Here is a 22,476-nt window from a genome sequence, read left to right as displayed (position 1 = left end):
TACATTATTTTGAGAGCCTGAATTTAATTTGCAGCAGGAGCAAGCATGTTTAAGCCCGGAATGATGTTACTGGCCCTGAGCGTTTCCGTCGCCACCCAGGCCGCGACGGTGGATTTGCGTGTACTGGAAACCACCGATCTGCACAGCAATATGATGGATTTCGATTACTACAAAGACACGCCAACCGAGAAGTTTGGTCTGGTGCGAACCGCCACGCTGATTCACGCCGCACGTCAGGAGGTGAAAAACAGCCTGCTGGTCGATAACGGTGACATCATTCAGGGCAGTCCGCTCGGCGACTACATGGCGGCCAAAGGATTACGTGAGGGTGAGATCCATCCGGTCTATAAGGCGCTCAATACGCTGGATTACGCGGTCGGTAACCTCGGTAACCACGAATTTAATTATGGTCTGCCCTACCTGAAAAAAGCGCTGGCAGGTGCCCGCTTTCCTTATGTGAACGCCAACGTCATTGATGTAAAGAGTGGCAAACCTCTGTTTACCCCTTACATCATCAAATCCACCACGGTGGTGGATCGCGACGGCAAAACGCAGACGCTGAAGATTGGCTATATCGGCTTTGTGCCGCCACAGATCATGGTGTGGGATAAAGCCAACCTGCAGGGCAAAGTGCGGGTCGATGACATCACTGAGACGGCACGCCGCTACGTGCCTGAGATGCGCGGGCAGGGAGCCGATCTGATTATCGCCATCCCCCACTCCGGCCTGAGCAGCGAGCCGTATCACACGATGGCGGAGAACTCCGTTTACTATCTCAGCCAGGTGGAAGGCATCAGTGCCATTCTGTTTGGCCATGCGCACGCGGTCTTCCCCAGCAAAGAGTTTGCTGACATCAAGGGCGCGGATATCGCTAACGGCACGCTGAACGGAATCCCGTCAGTGATGCCGGGCATGTGGGGCGATCACCTTGGTGTGGTCGATCTGGTGCTGAACAATGAAGGCGGACGCTGGCAGGTGAGCAGCGGCAAAGCAGAGGCGCGGCCAATCTACGATACCGCTGCGAAGAAATCACTGGCGGCGGAGGATCCGGCGCTGGTGAAAGTGCTGGCTGACGATCACCGCGCGACGCGGGAGTTTGTAGCGAAGCCCATCGGCAAGTCCGCTGACGTGATGTACAGCTATCTGTCGCTGGTTCAGGACGATCCAACGGTGCAAATCGTCAATAATGCCCAGCGCGCCTACGTGGAGCATTTCATTCAGGGCGATCCGGATTTGGGCCGTCTGCCGGTGCTCTCTGCTGCCGCGCCGTTTAAAGCGGGCGGACGTAAAAACGATCCCGCCAGCTATGTCGAAGTCGAGAAAGGCGCGCTGACTTTCCGTAATGCCGCCGATCTCTATCTCTATCCCAACACCCTGGTAGTCATGAAAGTGACCGGTGCGCAGGTGAAAGAGTGGCTGGAGTGTTCTGCGGGCCAGTTTAACCAGATCGATCCGCACAGGACCAAAACCCAGTCGCTGATCAACTGGGATTTCCGCACCTACAACTTCGATGTGATCGATGGGGTGAACTACCAGATCGATGTGACCCAGCCTGCGCGCTACGATGCGGAGTGTCAGCTGATCCATCCTGATGCCTCCCGTATCCGACAGCTCACCTGGCAGGGTAAGCCCATCGATCCGCAGGCGACGTTCCTGGTGGCGACCAATAACTATCGCGCTTACGGCGGCAAGTTTGCCGGCACCGGGGATAAGTACATCGCTTTTGCCTCGCCGGATGAGAACCGTTCGGTCGTTGCAGCCTATATCAGCGCAGAAACCAAAGCGCACGGCGCAGTGCAGCCAAAAGCCGACAATAACTGGCGTCTGGCACCGATTAACTCATCCACCCCGCTCGATATTCAGTTTGAAACGGCACCGGGTGACAAAGCGACCGGGTTTATTAAGCAGCATGCGCAATATCCGCTTCAGCCCAAAGGGACAGATGCGATTGGCTTTGCTCTGTGGCAGGTGAATTTACAGCAGAAGTAAGGCGGGAGAAAACGCTGCAACCGGGGTGGTTGCAGCGCCCGGGTATTACAGAATTTCCAGCAGTTCGACTTCGAAGATCAGGGTGCTGAATGGTGGGATAGAGGCACCCGCACCGCGCTCGCCATACGCGAGGTCCTGTGGGATAACCAGTTCCCATTTTGAGCCAACCGGCATCAGGGTCAGTGCTTCAATCCAGCCAGGGATAACGCCGCTAACCGGGAATTCAGCCGGTTCGCCACGGGCAACTGAGCTGTCGAACACGGTGCCGTCGATCAGTTTGCCGGTGTAGTGAACGCGTACGCGATCCTGACGTGATGGGATTGGACCTTCGCCCTGAGTAATGACGCTGAACTGCAGGCCTGATTCGGTGCTGCTCACGCCTTCACGCTGCGCATGTTCCTGCAGGAACGCCTGACCTTCTGCTGCCATGGCTTCGGTACGCTCACGACGCACGCCTTCAGCGCGTTCGTGCACTTCACGCAGTGCGCGATGAACCACATCAACCGGTACGGCCGGCGAGTTCCCTTCCAGCGCGTCGCGCAGACCCGCGAGCAGTGCTTCTGGTTGCAGACCCTGCAGACCAGATTCCAGCAACTGCTGGCCAACCTGTAAACCAATACCGTAACTTGCTTGTGCTTCGACGCTGTCGAAAGAAGGGGTAGTCATCTTCGTTCCTTTCACTCTCGGATAAATTCGAACGGGCAGCATAGCAGCGCAGGCCGCTGGCGTAAAATCCCCTGCGTCGCAGATGACTTTTGCGGGGGAAAGAGAAACAATAGAGCTGTCAAATTTATCAATGCTGGCAGGCACTTCGCGCCGGTATTGCCCATACTATAACTATCGATGGGGATCACCCCATCCGTAGCACCTGAATAAGAGAGCAACCATGGGCCAGATTGCCCCACGCCGCCGCAGGATGCGTGCAACACAAATTGTATCCCGGCTGCAGACCTGGCTGGCCGCACGCAGGCCACAGCAGCCTGCCGGAGAGGAGGAACCCCGAATGGCATCAGACACGTCATCCCGCCTGCCGACATGGCTTCAGCGTATCTGGCATTTTACCGACCACATTCGCTGGATGGACCCGCTGCCTGCGCCGCACCGTCGAGGCATTGGGGCGGCACTGCTGGTGATGCTGGTGGCGTTTCTCTGGCCTGCCAGCACACTGCGCTATCCGGTCGAACAGTCGGTTACGCCTTCAGCAGAGAAAGAGGTGCCGATGCAGGCGGATATTTATGAAAACAATACTGCCCGCCAGCCTTCATCTTCAGCGTCTCAGCAGACACCAAAAGCTGATTCTCAGGGCGAGTGGCGCAACCTGACTATCGCCTCCGGTCAGACGCTGGCACAGCTGTTTCGTGACAACAGTCTGCCGGTCAATGATGTGTTTGCGATGGCGCGAGTGGAAGGCAATGATCAGCCGCTTAGCTCACTGAAAAGTGGTCAGCAGGTTAAAATTCGTCAGGATGCGCAGGGGGTGGTAACCGGACTGACCGTGGATGGCGCAAATGGCCCGGTGCTGTTTACACGTCAGCCAGATGGCAGCTTTCTTCGCGCACAGTAGCGCGAATGGCGCCTGGAGAAAGGCATAAAAACAAAAACGCCGGCACAGGGCCGGCGTTGATGTCGTGCTCAGTTAATCAGGATTAACCAGCAACAACTTTCACGTTCAGTTTAGCGAAGACTTCGCTGTGAACCTGGAAGTTTACTTCATGCTCACCGGTAGTGCGCAGAACGCCGTTCGGCAGACGAACTTCGCTCTTAGCAACGTCAACGCCAGCTGCAGTAACTGCATCAGCGATGTCGCGGGTACCGATTGAACCGAACAGTTTACCTTCATCGCCTGCTTTAGACGTGATGGTTACAGTGCCCAGTGCATTGATTTTCTCAGCGCGTGCAGTTGCTGCAGACTGAACGTCAGCCAGTTTGGCTTCCAGTTCAGCACGGCGTGCTTCGAAGAACTCAACGTTTTTCTTAGTAGCAGGAACAGCTTTGCCCTGTGGTACCAGGAAGTTACGAGCGTAGCCCGCTTTAACGTTAACCTGATCACCCAGGGTGCCGAGGTTTGCTACTTTATCAAGCAGAATAACTTGCATTACCTTATCCTCTTAAAGTCGTTAATGGACAGTTGCCGATTACTGATGACGATCAGTGTACGGCAGCAGAGACAGGTAACGCGCACGCTTGATGCAGCGAGCCAACTGACGCTGGTATTTTGCACGAGTACCGGTGATACGGCTCGGGACAATTTTACCGCTTTCGGTAATGTAGTTTTTCAACGTTGCGATGTCTTTGTAATCGATCTCAACAACGCCTTCCGCGGTGAAACGGCAGAACTTGCGACGACGGAAATAACGTGCCATTAGGCTAGTCTCCAGAATCTATCAATTCAATCTGCTCGGCATGGAACACCACTTTGCTCTGGCCATTTCGTGCCTGATGGCAACTAATGAAACCGTCGAGTGTGAGTTGCGTGCCGACCGTTATATGTTGAGTAATCACCTGATGGGCGCTGCCGCTAATAATAACAGGCATACGACACCAGGCTTGCCGGTGAAACCCGGCCTCCTCCTGCACTGAGCGGTGCTCAAGCACGAACTGACAGTGAGGAATTCCTGACGGGCTAACTCTTCGAACCGGTGTCTTGCACACAGTGCCAGACAGGCGAAGTCGATTAACCGTCACGATGGATTACTCTTCAGAATCCCCAGCATCTGACTCATCAGCGGATTCGTTAGCAAAATCTTCGCGACGATCACGACGCTCATCTTTCGCTTTAACCATCGGTGATGCTTCAGTTACCGCGTTTTTAACGCGCATAACCATGCTACGGATAACGGCGTCGTTGAAGCGGAAGTTCGTTTCCAGCTCATCGATCGCTTCCTGCGGCGCTTCAACGTTCATCAGAACGTAATGCGCTTTGTGCAGTTTGTTGATCGGGTAAGCCAGCTGACGGCGGCCCCAGTCTTCCAGACGGTGAATCGTGCCTTCAGCACCAGTGATAGCACCAGTGTAACGCTCGATCATGCCAGGAACCTGTTCGCTCTGGTCAGGATGAACCATAAATACGATTTCGTAATGACGCATCGAAATTGCTCCTTACGGATTATTCAGCCTCCTGTCGGGGTCAACCGCGGCCCATGGAAGCAAGGAACGTTATAGGCTGTGTCCCACAAAGGTTCGCCATGACGAGCGTTTGTGGGACACAGCCTGAGAATGCGGCTGAAAAATTGACGCGTAATCATACTGGCGGCGGTGCCTGAACTCAAGCTGATTTAGCAAAAAACAGGAAAGTAGCCGTTTGGTGTGGCGCATCGGTCATGAAAGAAAAGGCAATGACGTATCCGAAAAGGAGACAGAATTATTAGAACGGCTTAAATAGCCCTGCTCCGGCATGTGAACACTCTTTTCTGAAAGGCCGGAAGGGCTGTCTGTTCAGGGATTTCAGCTGACTTATCTGCCCTGTTTCTGCCCATAATAAGCATCCGATCCATGCTTACGCTGAAAATGCTTGTTCATCAGATAATCATCCATGCCCTGAACGTCTGGATTTATACCGCGGGTAATCCAGGCCATTTTTGCCACCTCTTCCATGACCACCGCGTTATGCACGGCATCGTCTGCATCTTTTCCCCACGCGAATGGGCCGTGCTGATACACCACAATGCCCGGTGTGTATAAAGGTTCAGTCTCCCCCAGGGTTTCGATAATGACTTTTCCGGTGTTCAGTTCATAGTCAGTTTCAACCTCGGACTGCGTTAACGCACGCGTACAGAGAATATCGCCAGAAAAGTAATCGGCATGCGTCGTTCCCAGCGCAGGAATTGCCCGTCCCGCCTGTGCCCAGGCCGTGGCATTCGTCGAATGAGTATGAACAACACCGCCCAGTGAGGGGTAGCGTCGATAGAGCGCCAGATGGGTGGCGGTATCCGAAGAAGGCCGCCATTGCCCCTCGGTGACCTTCCCTTCAAGATCCACTACCACCATATCGTCAGGCGTCATAGTCTCGTAAGCCACACCACTGGGTTTAATCACCACCAGCCCCTGCTCCCGATCAATGGCACTGGCATTACCCCAGGTAAAAGTTACCAGTCCAGAACGCGGAAGCGCCATATTAGCCTCGAAGACGCGTAGCTTGAGTTCATGCATGTTCATTCTCCAGTAAGCCAGCCCGCGTCATGCGCTCACGCACCCAATCGCGTGCTTTTACAACTTCTGCCGCCGGATCAGTAGCCGTTTCGCTCCACATTTCAATCAAATAGGGTCCGCAATAACCTGCCTGTTTGAGAGTCTGAAAACAGCGTTCGAAATCCACCACTCCGGTGCCGAATGCGACATTTTTAAACACGCCGGGACGGGTATCTTTGACGTGGACGGCTACGATATGCCCCATACCCGCCTGCAATTCCATTTGCACATCGTTATCCCAGGCCGAAAGGTTGCCGATATCAGGATAGAGCTGGAACCACGGGTTATTCAGGTAATGTGCATAGCCCAGCGCCTTACTGATTGAGTTCATTAATGGATAATCCATGATCTCCATCGCCAGCGTCACCTGCGCGCGGCTTGCTATGTCGACGCTCTCTTTCAGGCCGTCACGAAAACGGCGGCGCGTCTCATCGTTGGCTTCCTGATAATAAACGTCATACCCGGCAAGCTGGATCACGCGGATACCGACATCCTGCGCAAAGCGAATGGCTTTACGCATTATGTCCAGTGCCCTTTCGCGTACAGCATCATCCTCGCTCCCGAGTGGAAAACGTCGGTGCGCGCTCAGGCACATAGAAGGGACACGCACACCCGTTTCTGCAACCGCACTAACTAACGCCAGCCGCTGCTCACGACGCCAGTCAAGTCGGGAGAGGCGTCGGTCCGTTTCGTCTACTGACATTTCGACAAAATCGAAACCCAGCTGTTTTGCCAGCTGTAACCGCTCAAGCCAGCAGTCGCCCGCAGGAAGCGCCTTTTCATAAATCCCAAGCGGGACCTGTTTAGACAACATATCCGCTCCTTAGCCCCAGAGGTGAGCGATTGAGCGTTTGAACTGACGCGCCGCCTCAACCGGTGATGCCGCCTCGCGAATACTACGACCGGCAATAAAGACGTGGATGGGAATCCCCTGAAACAGCGGCAAATCTTCCAGCGCCAGCCCACCCGTGACGGTGACTTTAAAATCCATATCGGCCAGACGTTTGATAGCGCTGATATCAGCCTCTCCCCACGCCACACCTGCCGCCTGTGCATCACGGCTACGGTGATAAACCACCTGCTGAATACCCGCATCTCGCCACGCCTGCGCCTGCTCCCAGGTCCAGAAGCCGGTCAGCTCAATCTGCACGTCGCCGCTGAACTCTTTCGCCACGTCCAGCGCACCTTTCGCGGTATTGATATCTGCACAGCAGATTACGGTTACCCAGTCGGCGCTGGCTTCAAAGCACATGCGGGCGAGGATCCTGCCTGCATCAGCGATCTTGGCATCCGCCAGCACGATTTTATGCGGGTAGAGTGCTTTCAGGTCCCGAACCGCGCGAACGCCTTCGCCCACGCACAGAATGGTGCCGACTTCGATAATATCGACCTCTTCTGCAATCAGGCGGGTGGTTTCGTAAGCGTGAGACAACGTCTGGTTATCCAGCGCGATCTGCAACATGGGTAATGACATTTTCAGTTCCCTCTTAAGCTGTCGCCGCAGTGGCGTTATCAATCAAATCCAGCACTTCCTGCGCGGTGCGGCAGGCGCGTAAACGATCAAAATTGGCTTCATCATCAAACAGATTGACGATCTGCATGATGCCGACTTCCTGATGGGTGTTTGCATCGACAGCGGCCATGGTGATGAGAATATCGACCGGATCGTTATCTTCGTCGTTAAACACCAGAGGCGTTTTTAGCGTGACCAGAGCAAAGCCGGTTTTTTTGACCCCCTCTTCCGGACGGCCATGGGGCATGGCAAGCCCTGGCGCAATAACGAAGTAAGGGCCATGCTGCGCAACGCCATCCAGAATGGCCTGGTAATAACGTGGCTCAACGACGTCGGCCTTAACCAGCAGATCCACGCTGAGCTTTACCGCTTCCTGCCAGGTGCTGGCGTCGGCCTGAAGAAGAATGGTGTTATTTTCCGCGAGCGAATCTCGTAATTTCATATGGCGTCCTTACTTCACGTCTTGTGGGAAATGTTCTTTGATCACTTCCAGCAGCTTTGGTCCGAAATCCGCGGGTGACAGCATGTTACGAACGCCCACTACATATTTTTTACCCGTCACGGTGATTTCACCGGCGATATGAGTAGACGCAATAATGATGTCTGCACCGCTCAGTTCACTTTTGTATTCACCTACCGCGCAGCTGTTCACCGTGTGGTCAATGTTGGACTGGGTTAAAAACTGGTCCACTTTCATCTTCATGATCATGGAGCTACCTTGCCCGTTGCCACACACAGCCAGGATACGTACTGTCATAACCGATACTCCTTAATGAGCAGAGATTTCTGCTGTTTGTTTTTCCGCATCTTCTTCAGCGCGCAGAGAACGGCCAGCAAAGAACATATAAGCCAGTGCAATCAGGATGATGACGGCCATAAATACCAGTCCGACGAAGGCGAAGCCCTGCATCACTGGCGGGGCCAGGATTGACCAGTCCGCCATCCCCATCCATGCGCTCATCCCGGTGAGCCTGATCGCCCAGACGCAGCCAAAGATTTCAATCATGCCCATCACCAGACAAATTTTGAGCGCCGCGCGCCAGCCGCCAAAGTGGTTCGCAAAGACGCCAATGGTGGCATTCGAGAAGAACATCGGGATAAAGCCAGGAATGATCAGAATGGACGAGCCCGCTATAACCAGGATGCCAACTGCAATCAGCTGGCCCATGGTGCCCCACATAAAGCCCCAGACCACTGCGTTTGGCGCAAAGCTATAGATAGCCGCACAGTCAATCGCCAGTACCGCGCCAGGAATCAGGCGCTGAGAGATCCCATTGAAGGCTTCTGACAGCTCGGCAACGAACATCCGCACACCCTGGGTGATGATGAAAATCGCCACCGCGAAGGAGAAACCGGTTTGCAGGATATAAACTGTCCAGTGGGTTTTACCCGCCATTGCCTGAACAACGTCAATGCCGAAGGAGAGCAGGATTGCACCAAAGAAGAGGGTCATCACAATCGCCGTGGAGACGATATTGTCGTGAAAGATATTCAGCCAGCCAGGCAGTTTAAGATCTTCAACGCTCTCCTCTTTTTTACCCAGATAGGGCGCTACTTTACAGGCAATCCAGGAGGCGAACTGCTGCTGGTGTCCGATGGAGAAACCACAGCCATCCGTCACATCCTGCGTCGGCTTGTACATCATATTGGAGGTGATTCCCCAGTAGAGCGATACCAGCACTGCGGTGCAGATAATCGTGGTCCACATGGGGTAGCCGAAGATAAAAAGAGAAACCGCAATCAGCCCCGCCTGCTGGAACATGATGTGTCCTGTCAGCATGATGGTGCGAATGCCGGTAATCCGGCGTAGCAGAACATAAATAATGTTCAGCGCCAGCGCGATCAGCACTGCGTATCCCACCCAACTATAGGCATCACCCATGCGATCGATGGTGGCCATCATTGAGGCATAGGTGTCAGAGATCGCACCATTGATGCCATACACTTCCGACATTTTTGCGACCACAGGCTTGAAGGTGCTGGTCAGGATGCCTGAGCCTGCCTGCAACAGCATGAAACCGATAATGGTTTTGATGGTGCCTTTAATAATGACGCTGACACTTTTGCGCAGAAGCATGTAACCCAGACACGTCACGATACCCAGCAACAGCGGGGCATTCGTCATTACCTGATTAAAAAACACGGTAAAGACGTTGTAGAGGATCTCCATAACTCTCTCCAGAAATGGGAACACAAGGGGCAATCTCTGTGTGGTTAACGCCCTCACTCTAGTAATCGAAAATAATCATCACAAGATCTGATTTGATTATTTGTGAGGCGTCCCGCAAAACCATTTCCACACTATCCGTAATGATTTTTAATCCAGTCATGACAAAAGATTTTTATTGTTAAATTTCATATATTTATAAGATTATAGCGGAACCATTAATGATATGAATCTGGATTTTACGGTGGGTTTACAGGATAAGCCCGCGCAAATAAGCCGTTGCAAATCGAATAAAACAGTGACAGCATCGATCATATAAAATCATTAATTGATTATTTTTGATTGAAGAAGGAGCTGTAACGATGAGTAAAGTGAAAACTATTACCCGTGAATCATGGATTCTGAGTACTTTCCCGGAATGGGGTTGCTGGCTGAACGAAGAAATTGAGCAGGAACAGGTTGCTCCTGGTACGTTTGCAATGTGGTGGCTGGGCTGTACGGGAATCTGGCTCAAATCAGAAGGTGGGGCAAATATCTGCGTCGATTTCTGGTGCGGCACTGGCAAGCAGAGCCACAGCAATCCGCTGATGAAAAAGGGCCATCAGATGCAGCGTATGGCAGGCGTTGAGAAACTTCAGCCCAATCTGCGCACCACCCCGTTTGTACTCGATCCTTTTGCCATTCGTCAGATCGATGCCGTGCTGTCCACCCACGATCACAACGATCATATCGATGTGAATGTCGCCGCAGCCGTTATGCAAAACTGTGCTGACGATGTGCCGTTCATTGGACCGCAGTCCTGCGTGGATTTGTGGATCGGCTGGGGTGTGCCTGAAGCGCGCTGCATCGTGATTAAACCGGGCGACGTGGTGAAAATCAAAGACGTTGAAATCCATGCACTCGATGCCTTCGACCGTACCGCGCTGATTACCCTGCCAGCAGAGCAAAAAGCTGCGGGCGTGCTGCCAGACGGTATGGATGAGCGTGCCGTAAACTACCTGTTCAAAACGCCGGGTGGTTCCCTTTACCACAGCGGCGACTCCCACTACTCCAACTATTACGCGAAGCACGGTAATGAACATAGGATCGATGTGGCGCTGGGCTCCTATGGCGAGAACCCGCGCGGCATTACAGACAAAATGACCAGCGCCGATATGCTGCGCATGGCGGAAGCGCTGAACACCAAAGTGGTGATCCCGTTTCACCATGATATCTGGTCAAATTTCCAGGCGGATCCTCAGGAGATTCGCGTGTTGTGGGAGATGAAAAAAGATCGTCTGAAATATGGTTTTAAACCCTTTATCTGGCAGGTAGGAGGTAAGTTCACCTGGCCGCTGGACAAGGACAGTTTTGAGTATCATTACCCGCGCGGTTTTAGTGACTGTTTCACCATCGAACCCGACCTGCCATTTAAATCATTTCTCTGATAACCGTGCTGAATCGCCAGTCATTCCGTCTGGCGATTTCACATTTACTTTAGCAATTCCAGGTTGTTTCAAATATCATCTTTTAAAATCAATTCTTATCGGAACACCCTATGACCGAAGCCCAACGCCATCAAATTTTACTGGAACTTCTGGTACAAAAAGGTTTTGTCACCGTCGAGGAAGTGATTGATCGCTTAGCAATTTCCCCGGCGACAGCAAGGCGGGATATCAATAAGCTGGATGATGCCGGCAGGCTGAAAAAAGTTCGCAATGGCGCGGAAGTGATTAGCCAGCAGCGCCCTCGCTGGACGCCCATGAACATCCATGAGGCATTGAACCACGATGAAAAAGTGCGAATTGTCAGAGCCGCATCGCAGCTGGTGAACCCTGGTGAGAGCGTGGTCATAAACTGCGGTTCCACGGCGTTTTTGCTGGGCAGGGAGATGTGTGGGAAACCAGTGCAAATCATCACGAATTATCTGCCCCTGGCCAACTATCTCATCGATCAGGAGCATGAAAGCGTCATCATTATGGGAGGGCAATATAACAAGAGCCAGTCCATTACCCTCAGCCCACAAGACAGTGAAAATAGTTTGTATGCGGGACACTGGATGTTTACCAGCGGCAAAGGACTGACTGCAGATGGGCTGTACAAAAGCGATATGCTGACCGCCATGGCGGAACAAAATATGCTTAACATGGTGGGAAAACTGGTCGTGCTGGTCGACAGCAGTAAAGTTGGTGAGCGTGCCGGCATGCTGTTCAGCCGGGCCGAACAAATCAGCATGGTTATCACCGGCAAAAATGCTGACCCGGAAATCATTCAGAAACTGGAAGATAAAAAGGTTAAAGTCCTGCGCGTTTAGAGGTGATGGCTGAAAAATTCCACCATAGCAGACAGTGCCTCTGGAGTGATGCGGTGGCGAACACCCGCCTCAAACAAACAGGTCAGATTGCCAGCTGACTTTTCCTGATGCAGTGCTTCCTGTAAACGGTAAGTTTCGCCAGCAGGAACAACATCATCCGCCTCACCATGCCATAACAGCAGCGGGCGGTTTGCCAGCGCCGACAGATGATTGCTGGGATCGTAATCGGCCAGCGGTGCCATGCGGGCGGCAAACTGCGCTTTCTGCTCCGGCGTGTCAGCCACCAGCGGCGGAAATAGCGACTGACTGAGCTGCATAAAATAGCCCGATCCCATCATGCAGGCGACGCTCTGAATCTGCGGATAGCGCGCCATCACGCCCAGTGCCGTCATGCCACCCATCGACGCGCCCGCCACCGCGAAACGTCTGTCAGCGATGAGATTGTCTTTACGCAGCGCGGCCTCCAGCAGCGGCAGCTCATCAATGTTCTGTTTCAGAATGTCCCAGAAGCGGCCCAGACGGGCATCGGCATCACCGTGATAACGCGCGCCGTGCAGCGCCGCATCCGGCATTACTGCCCGAAATCCCGCCTGCGCCAGAGCAACGGCGAAGTAGGCGTAGACCTCTTTTGATGAGGTAAAGCCGTGATAAAACAGCACGGTAGGCAGTGGCTGATGCCGTTGTCCGGCTGGCGTAGCGTGCAGACATTCGATACCGGCCAGCGTTTCTGTGGTGAGTTCAATCATGGTTTCTCCTTAAGGGGGCAAGGCGTGCCGATCAAGTCTACGTTCTGCGGGTTAATTTGCGAAATTCCCCGCTGCGCTTAGTTATGCCATTTCACACTAAACTTTTCGCGCTCTCTGCCGTTGATCGTGTATTCCCCTAACTTGATCAAAGGTAATTTATGAAGCGTCTCTCTCTCAGCGGACTGAGTCTCGGAGTTAAGCTGTCTGTACTGACGTCTCTCAGCGTAGCGCTGCTGTTGCTGGTACTGACACTGACTCAAAGCCACAACGCCTCCCGCCAGCTGGAAAATCTCGCCATCGATGACATGCACAACCAGGTGCAGGGCATCTATGAAATGACCACCATGTTTAACGCCACCCTCTCTGAAGAGGTGGCTCACTACACCGATTTATTTACCAGTTTCCTGCCTAAGCGCTTTAGCCTGGATGATAGCTCGCGGGTGCAGGTGGGTGCCTTTTCGACACCGGTGCTGCGTGCCGGGTTAAAAACACTGAACCTCGATCAGACCGCGGTTGACGATTTCACTGACCGCACTGCCGCCGTGGCGACCATTTTCGTGCGCGATGGTGATGATTTTGTCCGTGTTTCAACCTCGCTGAAAAAAGAGGATGGCAGTCGCGCCATCGGTACGCAGCTGGACCGCAGCGGCGCCGCCTGGAAAAGTGTTCACCAGGGCGAAGTCTATCGCGGCCTGGCGACGCTGTTCGGCCATCGCTACATCACACAGTATCAGCCGGTAAAAGATGAGAGCGGCAAAGTCGTTGCCATTCTCTTTGTCGGTGTTGGCATTGATAAACAGTATGCGCTGATGCGTGAAAAAATCCTGGCGCGCAAGCTGGGTGATAGCGGTCATTTCTTTGTGCTCAACGGCACGCCCGGTAAGGCGCAGGGAGCGTATCTGTTCGATAAGCACGACGAAGGCAAACGCCCCGCCTGGGATGACGCGACCCTACAGCCGTTGCTGACACAGCCGCAGGGCATGCAGCAGGTGGAGATCAATGGTGAGATGCAGATTCTTGCGTGGCAGCAGTTGCCGGGCTGGAACTGGGTGATCACCGGCGAAGTTAACCGTGACAGCCTGCTGGCTCCGATTACGCACAGCCGCAACCTGTTCCTGATTACCGGCCTGGTTCTGGTGATTGTCTTTGCGCTGGGCTTTGTCTGGTACAGCCGTCGGGCGATTACCCGTCCGCTGCAGCAGGTGATCCATCTGGCGGAGCAGTATGCCGCCGGGAATCTGCAGGTCCATATGGATACGCATCGTCGCGACGAAGTGGGCCAGCTGATCATTGCGATTAACGGCATTGGTGATGGTCTGGAGAAAATCGTCGGTCAGGTGCGCGGCGCGGCGCAGGAGATCAGCGACGGCACGGACACCATCGCAGCCAGCAGCCACAACATCAGCGAGCAGATCGGGCGTCAGGCCAGCAGCGTGGAGCAGACCTCTGCCAGCATGGAGCAGTTTGGTGCAACGGTTGAACACACCGCCGAAAGCCTGCGTCAGGCGATGTCACTGGTGGCTGAAGCCAGCGATATCGTCAGTCACGGCAGCAAGACGGTGGTGCGCTCGGTCAATACCATGTCAGCCATCAAGGTTTCATCGCAAAGCATTGCTGATATCACGCACGTGATTGAGTCGATCGCTTTCCAGACCAATATCCTGGCACTGAACGCCGCTGTTGAAGCGGCACGCGCCGGTGAACAGGGTCGTGGCTTTGCCGTGGTAGCCGCCGAAGTGCGTGCGCTGGCACAGCGTTCCGCGCAGGCCGCCAAAGAGATTGATGGACTGATTGCAACCTCCATCAGCAACGTGGCGGAGGGCCACCAGCTCTCTGAGCAGACGCGCGATGCGATGACCAACATTGTGACCCACATCGAGCAGGTACAGGCGCTGATGGGTGAGATCAACGTGGCGGCGCAGGAACAGGCGGCGGGTATCGGCCAGGTGAATATTGCGATGAACCAGATCAGCCAGGCGACTCACCAGAACAGCGAACTGGTGGCACAGGCGGAAAACAGCGCGCAGAACCTGAGTGATAAAGGGCATCACCTGACCCAGCTGGTCAGCGTATTCAGCCTTAAATCCTGACGTCATTCAGGGCGATGGCGTACACTTAACGTTTCGTCCTGAATAAGGGTTTTGCTATGCGTTCCGCTTATTTACTGGTGTTCAGCCTGCTGCTGGCAGGCTGTTCCGCGCTTGAGACCACGCCAAAAGCCCCACCTGCGCCAACCCGACAGGCGCAGGAGATTTCGCGGGCGCAGAGTGGTGGCTTGCCGAAGCTGGGTAATATTACCGTTAACGTGCACGGCTCACCGGATGATGCCCAGCGGGCGGTGGCTGCCCAGGCCAATCAGGCCGGAGCAGCTTACTATCAGATTGTGATGCTGAGCGAGACGGTCATGCCGGGCTTCTGGTACGCCAGTGCGATTCTGTACGGTGCCTCATCTGCCACAGGCGCGGTCCAGTAAACGATCGGTGATTGCGGACGCAAGCGGGCGTGAGCCGCGCTGGTCGAGCCACTGCTGGCACCATGCATCCGCCAGCGGGGGTTCGGCAAATTTGAGCAGCTGAGCGCCCGTCGCCAGCTGCAGCAGCGTGCGGGTAACCTCGCGCGCCTGCTCTTCGGGAACCCTGCTAAGCCTCAGACGCAGCTGACGCCATCGCGTATCGAAATGACGGTTACTCCCTTTCACCGCTTCAAACTCCTGACTCAGCATTTCCGTGACCTCTGCCTGACGGGCGAGCACGCGCAGGACATCAAGACACATCACGTTGCCCGATCCTTCCCAGATGCTGTTGACCGGCATATCACGATACAGGCGCGGCAGCTCACTTGCTTCACAGTAGCCGATGCCCCCCAGCACTTCCATCGACTCCGCCACGAACGGCGCACCCGCTTTGCAAATGCCATATTTTGCCGCTGGCGTAAACAGGCGGGCAAAGGTGACTTCATGCGGTTTTGCCGGTTGTGACCAGGCGCGAGCCAGTCGCATCAGCAGCGCGGTTTGTCCCTCCAGCTGCAGCGCCTGCTGTGCCAGAACCTGACGCATCAGCGGCTGATCCACCAGGTTTTTCCCCAGCACCTGTCGCTCACAGGCATGCCAGACGGCCACCGAGAAAGCGCGCCGCATCTGGCCGTGACTGCCGAGCGCGCAGTCAAAGCGCGTCATGCCGCCCATCTTCAGGATCAGCCGCACGCCTTCGCCCTCCTCCCCCAGCAGCCAGCCGGTCGCGTCGCGAAACTCTACTTCGCAGCTGGCATTGGAACGATTGCCCAGCTTATCTTTGAGCCGCTCCAGCTGGATGGCGTTGCGTGACCCGTCGGGCAACAGACGCGGCAGAAAGAAGCAGCTTAATCCGGTGGGCGTCTGGGCCAGCACCAGATGTGCATCGCTCTGTGGCACAGAGAAGAACCATTTGTGGCCGGTCAGCCGGTAGGCTTCACCCGCGCCGCGCGCGCCCAGCGGTTCAGCACGGGTGGTGCTGGTGAGCAGATCGCTACCGCCCTGCTTTTCCGTCATGCCCATCCCAATCAGCAGACCGCGTTTCTGGTCGCCGGGCTGAGCATGGCTGTCGTAGCGATCGCTGAGCAGCGGATCGAGCCAGCCCTCAAAGGCGGCGGGCAGATAAGTCTGCAGCAGGGGAATGGCCGCGTGCGTCATGGTCACCGGGCAGAGCGTACCTGCCTCAACCTGTGCATGCAGAATAAAGCGCGCAGCGCGTGCCACGCTGGCCTGTTCACGAACGGTAGGGTGCCAGCTGAGGTTGTGCAGGCGGCTGGCGCAGACGCCCTGCATCAGCAGATGCCAGGCGGGGTGAAAACGGACCTCATCCATGCGTTCGCCACGGGCATCGTAGCGCAGCAGTTCAGGCGGTTCAGCATTGGCGAGCCGGCCCAGCTCCAGCGACTCAGCGCTGCCCAGCTGCAGGCCTACCGACGCCAGCCATTCCCGATCCCATCCGGCGCCTTCGCGTGACAGCGCCTCGCAGAGCGGCGTATCAGACAGGAACAGGTTGCTGTTGCTCAGAGGATGGGGCTGATTAAAAACGGTGTGTGTTGTCCAGGTCATAACCACTCCTCGCGGATGTCACTCAGTAAGTATGCGAATGACGCGCAGTTATGCCTGGTACAGGAACTAATTTGTGGCGAGGATCACATCGGGGATCAGGCGTTGCGCTGACGCACCGCTTCAAACAGGCAGACACCGGTCGCGACCGAAACATTCAGCGAAGAGACGCTGCCCGCCATCGGAATGCTGATCAGCTCATCGCAATGCTCACGGGTCAGACGACGCATGCCTTCCCCTTCCGCGCCCATCACCAGCGCCATCGGGCCGGTCATTTTGCTCTGGAAGACGGTATGGTCAGCTTCACCTGCGGTGCCGACAACCCAGATGTTGTACTCCTGCAGCAGACGCAGGGTACGCGCCAGGTTGGTGACGCGGATCAACGGCACATTTTCTGCCGCGCCGCTGGCCACTTTTTTGGCGGTCGCATTCAGGGGAGCAGAGCGATCTTTCGGCACGATAATCGCGTGCACACCGGCTGCATCGGCACTGCGCAGGCAGGCACCCAGGTTATGTGGATCGGTGACCCCATCCAGCACCAGCAGGAACGGTTTCTCCAGGCTCTGCAGCAGATCCGGCAGGTCGCCTTCCTGATACTGACGACCCGGCTTCACCCGCGCCACGATACCCTGATGCACACCGCCTTCAACCTGGCTGTCGAGCCACTTGCGCTCGGCCAGCTGAATTACGATCCCCTGAGCTTCCAGCGCGGCGACCACGGGTTGCAGGCGACGATCGTCGCGGCCTTTGAGGATAAAGACTTCCTGGAAACGTTGTGGATCGCTTTCCAGCAGCGCCTGCACGGCATGGATACCAAAAATAATTTCGCTCATCGATCTGCTCAGTGTTTGGAAAAGAATGAATGACCGCCCTTTCTCAGGAGAAAGGGCGGGTGCGCGCATCAGTCAGGCTGCGCCTTTTTTCTGGCGCGCTTCGCCCGGGTGGCGGCGGCGATTTTACGGGTTTTTTCCGAGACGTTTTTACTTTTATTCTCGGTGTTCGCAGCGGCGGGCTTGCCCTTGTCACCACGGAACGCAGAATCCGGCTCGAAGTTAGACTTCTTGCTCGCATCACGACGGCGTTTAGTTGGCGCCTTGTCGTCACGCTTCGCACGGTCACGCGCCGTTTTACCTTCACCACGCACCTGACGCTGGCTGGAGATCAGGGCGAAGTCGATTTTACGCTCGTCCATATGGACCGCTTCAACACGCACTTCAACCATGTCACCCAGACGATAGGTGCGGCCGCCCGATTCACCGATCAGACGCTGACCTACCGGGTCAAAACGGTAGTAATCGTTGTCGAGCGTTGAAACGTGGACCAGACCATCGATGAACAGATCGCTTAAGCGGACGAAGAAACCAAATCCGGTGACGCTGGAGATAACGCCGTTGAAGACGTTGCCGACCTGATCCTGCATGAAGTCACACTTGAGCCAGTCCGCCACGTCGCGGGTTGCTTCATCGGCGCGACGTTCGGTCAGGGAACAGTGCAGGCCCAGCTGCAGCATCTCCGGCATCTCGTAGTGATAGCCGCCGGTGGCTGTCGTCATATCTTTGGCGACGCTGCGCTCTCTCGGCATCAGGTATTTGATGGCGCGTTGTACCAGGCCTTTACCTTCGTCCTGCTCTTTTGCCAGCAGATATTTGATGGCGCGGTGCAGCGTCAGATCCGGATAACGACGGATTGGCGAGGTAAAGTGCGCATACGACGACAGCGCCAGACCAAAGTGACCGCGGTTTTCCGGATCGTAAACGGCCTGCTTCATCGAACGCAGCAGCATGGTTTGCAGCATTTCCGCATCCGGACGATCGGCAACCTGCTTCAGCAGCGCCGCATAGTCAACTGGCTGCGGTTTGTTGCCGCCAGGCAGAGTCAGTCCCAGCTCGTTGAGCACGGTACGGAAGCTCTTAATGCTTTCGTCAGTCGGGCGATCGTGATCGCGGAACAGTGCCGGTTCCTGATTCTTCTCAACGAAGCGCGCCGAGGCGATGTTCGCCAGGATCATGCACTCTTCGATTAGCTTGTGGGCATCGTTACGTGATACGCGCTCAACACGTTCGATACGGCGCTCGGCGTTAAAGATGAACTTCGCCTCTTCCGTTTCAAACGAGATACCGCCACGCTCTTCACGTGCAGCTTCCAGCGCATGATAGAGGTTATTCAGCTCTTCAAGGTCTTTGACCAGCGGCGCATACTGCTGGCGCAGCTCTTTGTCGCCCTGCAGGATGTTCCAGACTTTGTTGTAAGTCAGACGCGCATGGGAGTTCATCACTGCTTCATAGTGCTTGAAGCCGGTCAGCTTACCCTTGGTCGAAATGGTCATCTCGCAGACCATACAGAGACGATCGACCTGCGGGTTAAGCGAACATAAGCCATTGGACAGCACTTCCGGTAGCATCGGTACAACCTGCGACGGGAAGTAGACTGAGGTGCCGCGCTGATGCGCTTCATCATCCAGTGGTGTGCCGGGACGGACGTAATAGCTCACGTCGGCGATAGCCACCCACAGACGCCATCCGCCACCGCGCTTTTTCTCACAGTAGACGGCATCATCGAAGTCACGGGCATCTTCACCATCAATGGTGACCAGCGGCAGTTTACGCAGATCGACGCGGCCTTTTTTGGCCTCTTCCGGAACCTCTTCTTTCAGCTTGCTGATCTGAGCTTCCACTTCCGGCGGCCAGGTATGCGGGATCTCATGGGTACGCAGCGCCATATCCACGGCCAGGCTGGTGCCCATATCATCGCCCAGAATCTCGGCGATTTTACCGATCGCTTTGGTGCGACGGTTCGGACGCTGGACCAGCTCAACCACCACCACGGAACCCATACGGGCGTTCATCGTCTCTTCAGGCGGGATGAGGATGTCAAAACTCAGGCGACTGTCGTCCGGTACCACGAAGCCGGCACCGGCATCGGTAAAGTAACGGCCAACGATCTGATTGTTACGCGGTTCCTGCACGCGGACTACGCGCGCTTCGCGGCGGCCTTTGCGATCGGCACCCAGCGGCTGCGCCAGGATCACGTCACCGTGCATACAGAATTTCATCTGTTCTGCAGAGAGGTAAAGGTCATCTTTCTGACCTTCTGCCCGCAGGAAGCCGTAGCCATCACGATGGCCAATGACTTTACCGCGCAGGAGGTCAAGACGTTCTGGCAGGGCATAACACTGACGGCGGGTGAACACCAGCTGACCATCACGCTCCATGGCGCGAAGGCGGCGACGCAGCGCCTCAAGGTGCTCTTCTTCCTGCAGATTCATCTCTTCAGCCAGCTCTTCACGGCTGGCCGGTTTTTCACGTTTTTCTAACAGAGCCAGAATAAATTCGCGGCTCGGAATAGGGTTTTCGTATTTTTCAGCTTCTCTATCCTGAAAAGGATCTTTTGACATAGCGGTTCCTCCGATGTCATTTAATATTTATTTCCACTGGCGACCTGGACAAGATGATCTCATAAAGTGGTGTATTTCCTTCGACCAGGTCTGCCAACGTATAGCTATCCAGCTCCTGCAAAAATCGCTGCACTGCATCATGTAACGCCTGCTTCAGACGACAGGCTGGCGTGATGGAACAGGAGGCGCAATCCACTAATTGTAGTGGTTCCATCTTACGGACCACGTCGCCAATGACAATCTGGCGCGCGGGCATACCCAGACGGATTCCTCCGTTTTTACCGCGCGTGGCGGCGACATAGCCCGCCCGGCTCAGCTGATTGATGATTTTGACCATATGATTACGGGACAAACCATAGGTGTTTGTCACTTCCGTAATATTGGTCTGCTGACCTTCTGGCAACGATGCCAGATAAATCAGGGCCCGTAAGCCATAATCAGTAAAACTCGTGAGCTGCACAGTAACCTCAGTGAACCTTCAGGCGTGGCATGACGTTATTCGCCTTACGATTGATGTCAGGATTAAATCGGATCGCCATTCGATTAACTACGATGATAAACCAGAGTCTGATCCGCCGTGCGATTTTTTAAGCCAGCACGAGGTTTGACAAGCGAAGGGAGGTTAAGTGGCATCAGAGAGTGGAAAAACAAGGGCCGGACAGTGTCCGGCCTCAATGATTATGCGTCGAACGGGTCGCGCAGAATCATTGTTTCACTACGATCGGGACCGGTTGAGATAATATCAATCGGCACACCTGTTACCTCTTCCACGCGTTTGATGTAGTCACGCGCGGCCTGAGGCAAACCTTCCAGCGTCTTCACGCCAAACGTTGTCTCGCTCCAGCCTGGCAGGGTTTCGTAGATCGGCTCAATGCCTTCCCAGTTCTCTGCTGCCAGTGGCGTAGTGGTGACTTCGCGGCCATCAGGCATGCGGTAAGCAACACAGATTTTAACCTCTTTCAGGCCATCCAGCACGTCCAGCTTGGTCATGCAGAAACCTGACAGGGAGTTGATCTGGACCGCGCGGCGAACCGCGACTGCATCCAGCCAGCCGGTACGACGACGACGACCGGTGGTCGCGCCAAACTCATTACCCTGCGCACAGAGGAATTCGCCGGTTTCATCGAACAGTTCGGTCGGGAACGGGCCTGCACCAACACGGGTTGAGTAAGCTTTCACAATACCCAGCACGTAGTCGACATAACGTGGGCCAATACCTGAACCGGTTGCGACGCCACCTGCGGTGGTGTTGGATGAGGTCACGTACGGATAAGTACCGTGATCGATATCCAGCAGCGTACCCTGCGCGCCTTCAAACATAATCAGATCGCCACGCTTACGCGCAACGTCCAGCAGTTCAGAAACGTCAACGACCATGCCAGTGAGGATGTCAGCGACTTCCATCACATCGTTCAGCACTTTATCGAAGTCGACTGCCGGCTCTTTGTAGTACTCCACCAGCTGGAAGTTGTAGAAATCGACGACTTCTTTCAGCTTGGCAGCAAAGGTTTCTTTGTTAAACAGGTCGCTGACGCGCAGTGCACGACGCGCGACTTTATCTTCATAAGCAGGGCCGATGCCACGTCCGGTGGTCCCAATCGCTTTGGCACCACGGGCACGTTCACGCGCCATATCCATCGCAACGTGATATTGCAGAATCAGCGGACAGGCTTCAGAAATCAGCAGACGTTCACGTACCGGAATCCCGCGCGCTTCCAGGCCTTTCATCTCTTTCATTAAGGCTTCAGGAGAGAGCACTACGCCGTTACCAATGATGCTGGTAACGTTATCGCGCAGAATGCCAGAAGGGATCAGGTGGAGGACGGTTTTTTCACCGTTGATGACAAGCGTGTGGCCCGCATTGTGGCCGCCTTGATAACGCACAACGTAATTCGCGCGCTCAGTCAGAAGGTCTACAATCTTACCTTTACCTTCGTCACCCCATTGGGTGCCCAGTACGACGACGTTCTTACCCATTTCTCAAAATCACCGATTGCTTAAAAAAGGATTCTACCATCTGATCCCATGGTTTTCAGCACTTTTAGCATACGATTGCGCGCTTTTTTGCCTGAGTTTTGATCACTACAACATGTTGGGGATAATGGCGCGAAGAG

At 55.0% G+C, this 22,476-nt stretch carries 23 protein-coding genes; 6 read left to right on the top strand and 17 right to left on the bottom strand.

Annotated elements, in window-relative coordinates; translation table 11 throughout:
• Positions 1–45: 45 nt before the first annotated feature.
• Positions 46–1,989, top strand: a complete 1,944-nt coding sequence (locus PU624_RS06530; protein ID WP_283546999.1) for a bifunctional 2',3'-cyclic-nucleotide 2'-phosphodiesterase/3'-nucleotidase — start codon at positions 46–48, stop codon at positions 1,987–1,989.
• 45 nt (positions 1,990–2,034) lie between these two features.
• Here PU624_RS06530 and bamJ read toward each other — a convergent pair whose 3' ends face one another.
• Positions 2,035–2,655, bottom strand: a complete 621-nt coding sequence (bamJ, locus tag PU624_RS06525; protein WP_283546998.1) for a BamJ family beta-barrel-assembly machinery protein — start codon at positions 2,653–2,655, stop codon at positions 2,035–2,037.
• 220 nt (positions 2,656–2,875) lie between these two features.
• On the opposite strand from bamJ, the gene PU624_RS06520 reads away from it, so the two are divergent.
• Positions 2,876–3,553, top strand: a complete 678-nt coding sequence (locus PU624_RS06520; protein WP_283546997.1) for an OapA family protein — start codon at positions 2,876–2,878, stop codon at positions 3,551–3,553.
• A gap of 82 nt (positions 3,554–3,635) precedes the next feature.
• On the opposite strand, the gene rplI is transcribed toward PU624_RS06520, so the two are convergent.
• The 10 genes from rplI to ulaA form a co-directional block, all read right to left on the bottom strand.
• The gene (gene rplI, locus PU624_RS06515) at positions 3,636–4,085 is read right to left on the bottom strand and encodes a 50S ribosomal protein L9 (protein WP_283546996.1); all 450 of its coding nucleotides are present in this window, start codon (positions 4,083–4,085) and stop codon (positions 3,636–3,638) included.
• Between the two features lie 39 nt (positions 4,086–4,124).
• Complete coding sequence (gene rpsR / locus PU624_RS06510; protein WP_002210155.1) at positions 4,125–4,352, bottom strand: 30S ribosomal protein S18; 228 nt, start codon at positions 4,350–4,352, stop codon at positions 4,125–4,127.
• Between the two features lie 4 nt (positions 4,353–4,356).
• Positions 4,357–4,674 carry a primosomal replication protein N gene (gene priB / locus PU624_RS06505; protein WP_010256154.1) on the bottom strand — a complete coding sequence of 106 codons (318 nt, stop codon included), beginning with the start codon at positions 4,672–4,674 and terminating at the stop codon, positions 4,357–4,359.
• 6 nt (positions 4,675–4,680) lie between these two features.
• Complete coding sequence (rpsF, locus tag PU624_RS06500; protein WP_003855334.1) at positions 4,681–5,076, bottom strand: 30S ribosomal protein S6; 396 nt, start codon at positions 5,074–5,076, stop codon at positions 4,681–4,683.
• Between the two features lie 366 nt (positions 5,077–5,442).
• Complete coding sequence (locus PU624_RS06495) at positions 5,443–6,138, bottom strand: L-ribulose-5-phosphate 4-epimerase (protein WP_283546995.1); 696 nt, start codon at positions 6,136–6,138, stop codon at positions 5,443–5,445.
• On the bottom strand, positions 6,131–6,991 hold the full coding sequence (locus PU624_RS06490) for an L-ribulose-5-phosphate 3-epimerase (protein WP_283546994.1): 861 nt from the start codon (positions 6,989–6,991) through the stop codon (positions 6,131–6,133). The genes PU624_RS06495 and PU624_RS06490 overlap by 8 nt, the downstream gene beginning before the upstream one ends.
• Positions 6,992–7,000: 9 nt before the next feature.
• Positions 7,001–7,651 (bottom strand): 3-keto-L-gulonate-6-phosphate decarboxylase UlaD, encoded by a 651-nt coding sequence (locus tag PU624_RS06485; protein WP_283546993.1) that lies wholly within the window; start codon positions 7,649–7,651, stop codon positions 7,001–7,003.
• A 13-nt stretch (positions 7,652–7,664) separates the two neighbouring features.
• Entirely contained in the window at positions 7,665–8,132 is a 468-nt protein-coding gene (ulaC, locus tag PU624_RS06480; protein ID WP_283546992.1) for a PTS ascorbate transporter subunit IIA, read from the bottom strand.
• Between the two features lie 9 nt (positions 8,133–8,141).
• Positions 8,142–8,447: a PTS ascorbate transporter subunit IIB gene (gene ulaB, locus PU624_RS06475; protein WP_198906742.1), complete on the bottom strand. Its 306-nt coding sequence runs from the start codon at positions 8,445–8,447 to the stop codon at positions 8,142–8,144.
• 12 nt (positions 8,448–8,459) lie between these two features.
• A complete protein-coding gene (gene ulaA / locus PU624_RS06470; protein WP_283546991.1) occupies positions 8,460–9,860 on the bottom strand; it encodes a PTS ascorbate transporter subunit IIC in 1,401 nt (466 codons plus the stop codon).
• Between the two features lie 359 nt (positions 9,861–10,219).
• Between ulaA and ulaG the strand changes: the two genes are divergently transcribed.
• Both ulaG and ulaR read left to right on the top strand, forming a co-directional pair.
• Positions 10,220–11,284, top strand: coding sequence for an L-ascorbate 6-phosphate lactonase (ulaG, locus tag PU624_RS06465; RefSeq protein ID WP_283546990.1), 1,065 nt, complete (start codon positions 10,220–10,222; stop codon positions 11,282–11,284).
• A gap of 110 nt (positions 11,285–11,394) precedes the next feature.
• The gene (gene ulaR, locus PU624_RS06460; RefSeq protein ID WP_283546989.1) at positions 11,395–12,150 is read left to right on the top strand and encodes an HTH-type transcriptional regulator UlaR; all 756 of its coding nucleotides are present in this window, start codon (positions 11,395–11,397) and stop codon (positions 12,148–12,150) included.
• On the opposite strand, the gene yjfP is transcribed toward ulaR, so the two are convergent.
• Entirely contained in the window at positions 12,147–12,896 is a 750-nt protein-coding gene (gene yjfP / locus PU624_RS06455) for an esterase (RefSeq protein WP_283546988.1), read from the bottom strand. The genes ulaR and yjfP overlap by 4 nt on opposite strands.
• Positions 12,897–13,054: 158 nt before the next feature.
• On the opposite strand from yjfP, the gene PU624_RS06450 reads away from it, so the two are divergent.
• Together PU624_RS06450 and bsmA are read left to right on the top strand one after the other, a co-directional pair.
• Positions 13,055–14,986: a methyl-accepting chemotaxis protein gene (locus PU624_RS06450; RefSeq protein WP_283546987.1), complete on the top strand. Its 1,932-nt coding sequence runs from the start codon at positions 13,055–13,057 to the stop codon at positions 14,984–14,986.
• Positions 14,987–15,042: 56 nt separating this feature from the next.
• On the top strand, positions 15,043–15,369 hold the full coding sequence (gene bsmA, locus PU624_RS06445) for a biofilm peroxide resistance protein BsmA (protein ID WP_283546986.1): 327 nt from the start codon (positions 15,043–15,045) through the stop codon (positions 15,367–15,369).
• Here the strand turns inward: bsmA and PU624_RS06440 are convergent.
• The 5 genes from PU624_RS06440 to PU624_RS06420 all read right to left on the bottom strand — a co-directional run bounded on the left by PU624_RS06440 (position 15,343) and on the right by PU624_RS06420 (position 22,339).
• Positions 15,343–16,971: an isovaleryl-CoA dehydrogenase gene (locus PU624_RS06440; protein WP_283546985.1), complete on the bottom strand. Its 1,629-nt coding sequence runs from the start codon at positions 16,969–16,971 to the stop codon at positions 15,343–15,345. The genes bsmA and PU624_RS06440 overlap by 27 nt on opposite strands.
• A gap of 95 nt (positions 16,972–17,066) precedes the next feature.
• Positions 17,067–17,801 (bottom strand): 23S rRNA (guanosine(2251)-2'-O)-methyltransferase RlmB, encoded by a 735-nt coding sequence (rlmB, locus tag PU624_RS06435; RefSeq protein WP_283546984.1) that lies wholly within the window; start codon positions 17,799–17,801, stop codon positions 17,067–17,069.
• Positions 17,802–17,869: 68 nt separating this feature from the next.
• On the bottom strand, positions 17,870–20,362 hold the full coding sequence (gene rnr / locus PU624_RS06430; protein WP_283546983.1) for a ribonuclease R: 2,493 nt from the start codon (positions 20,360–20,362) through the stop codon (positions 17,870–17,872).
• A 16-nt stretch (positions 20,363–20,378) separates the two neighbouring features.
• Positions 20,379–20,822 carry a nitric oxide-sensing transcriptional repressor NsrR gene (gene nsrR, locus PU624_RS06425; protein ID WP_010256130.1) on the bottom strand — a complete coding sequence of 148 codons (444 nt, stop codon included), beginning with the start codon at positions 20,820–20,822 and terminating at the stop codon, positions 20,379–20,381.
• Between the two features lie 218 nt (positions 20,823–21,040).
• Entirely contained in the window at positions 21,041–22,339 is a 1,299-nt protein-coding gene (locus PU624_RS06420; protein WP_136197349.1) for an adenylosuccinate synthase, read from the bottom strand.
• Positions 22,340–22,476: the final 137 nt, after the last annotated feature.

Source organism: Pantoea sp. Lij88 (genome assembly GCF_030062155.1).
GTDB lineage: Bacteria > Pseudomonadota > Gammaproteobacteria > Enterobacterales > Enterobacteriaceae > Pantoea.
Note: the sequence above shows the minus strand (reverse complement) of the source record. Positions and strands in the feature narration are given on the sequence as shown.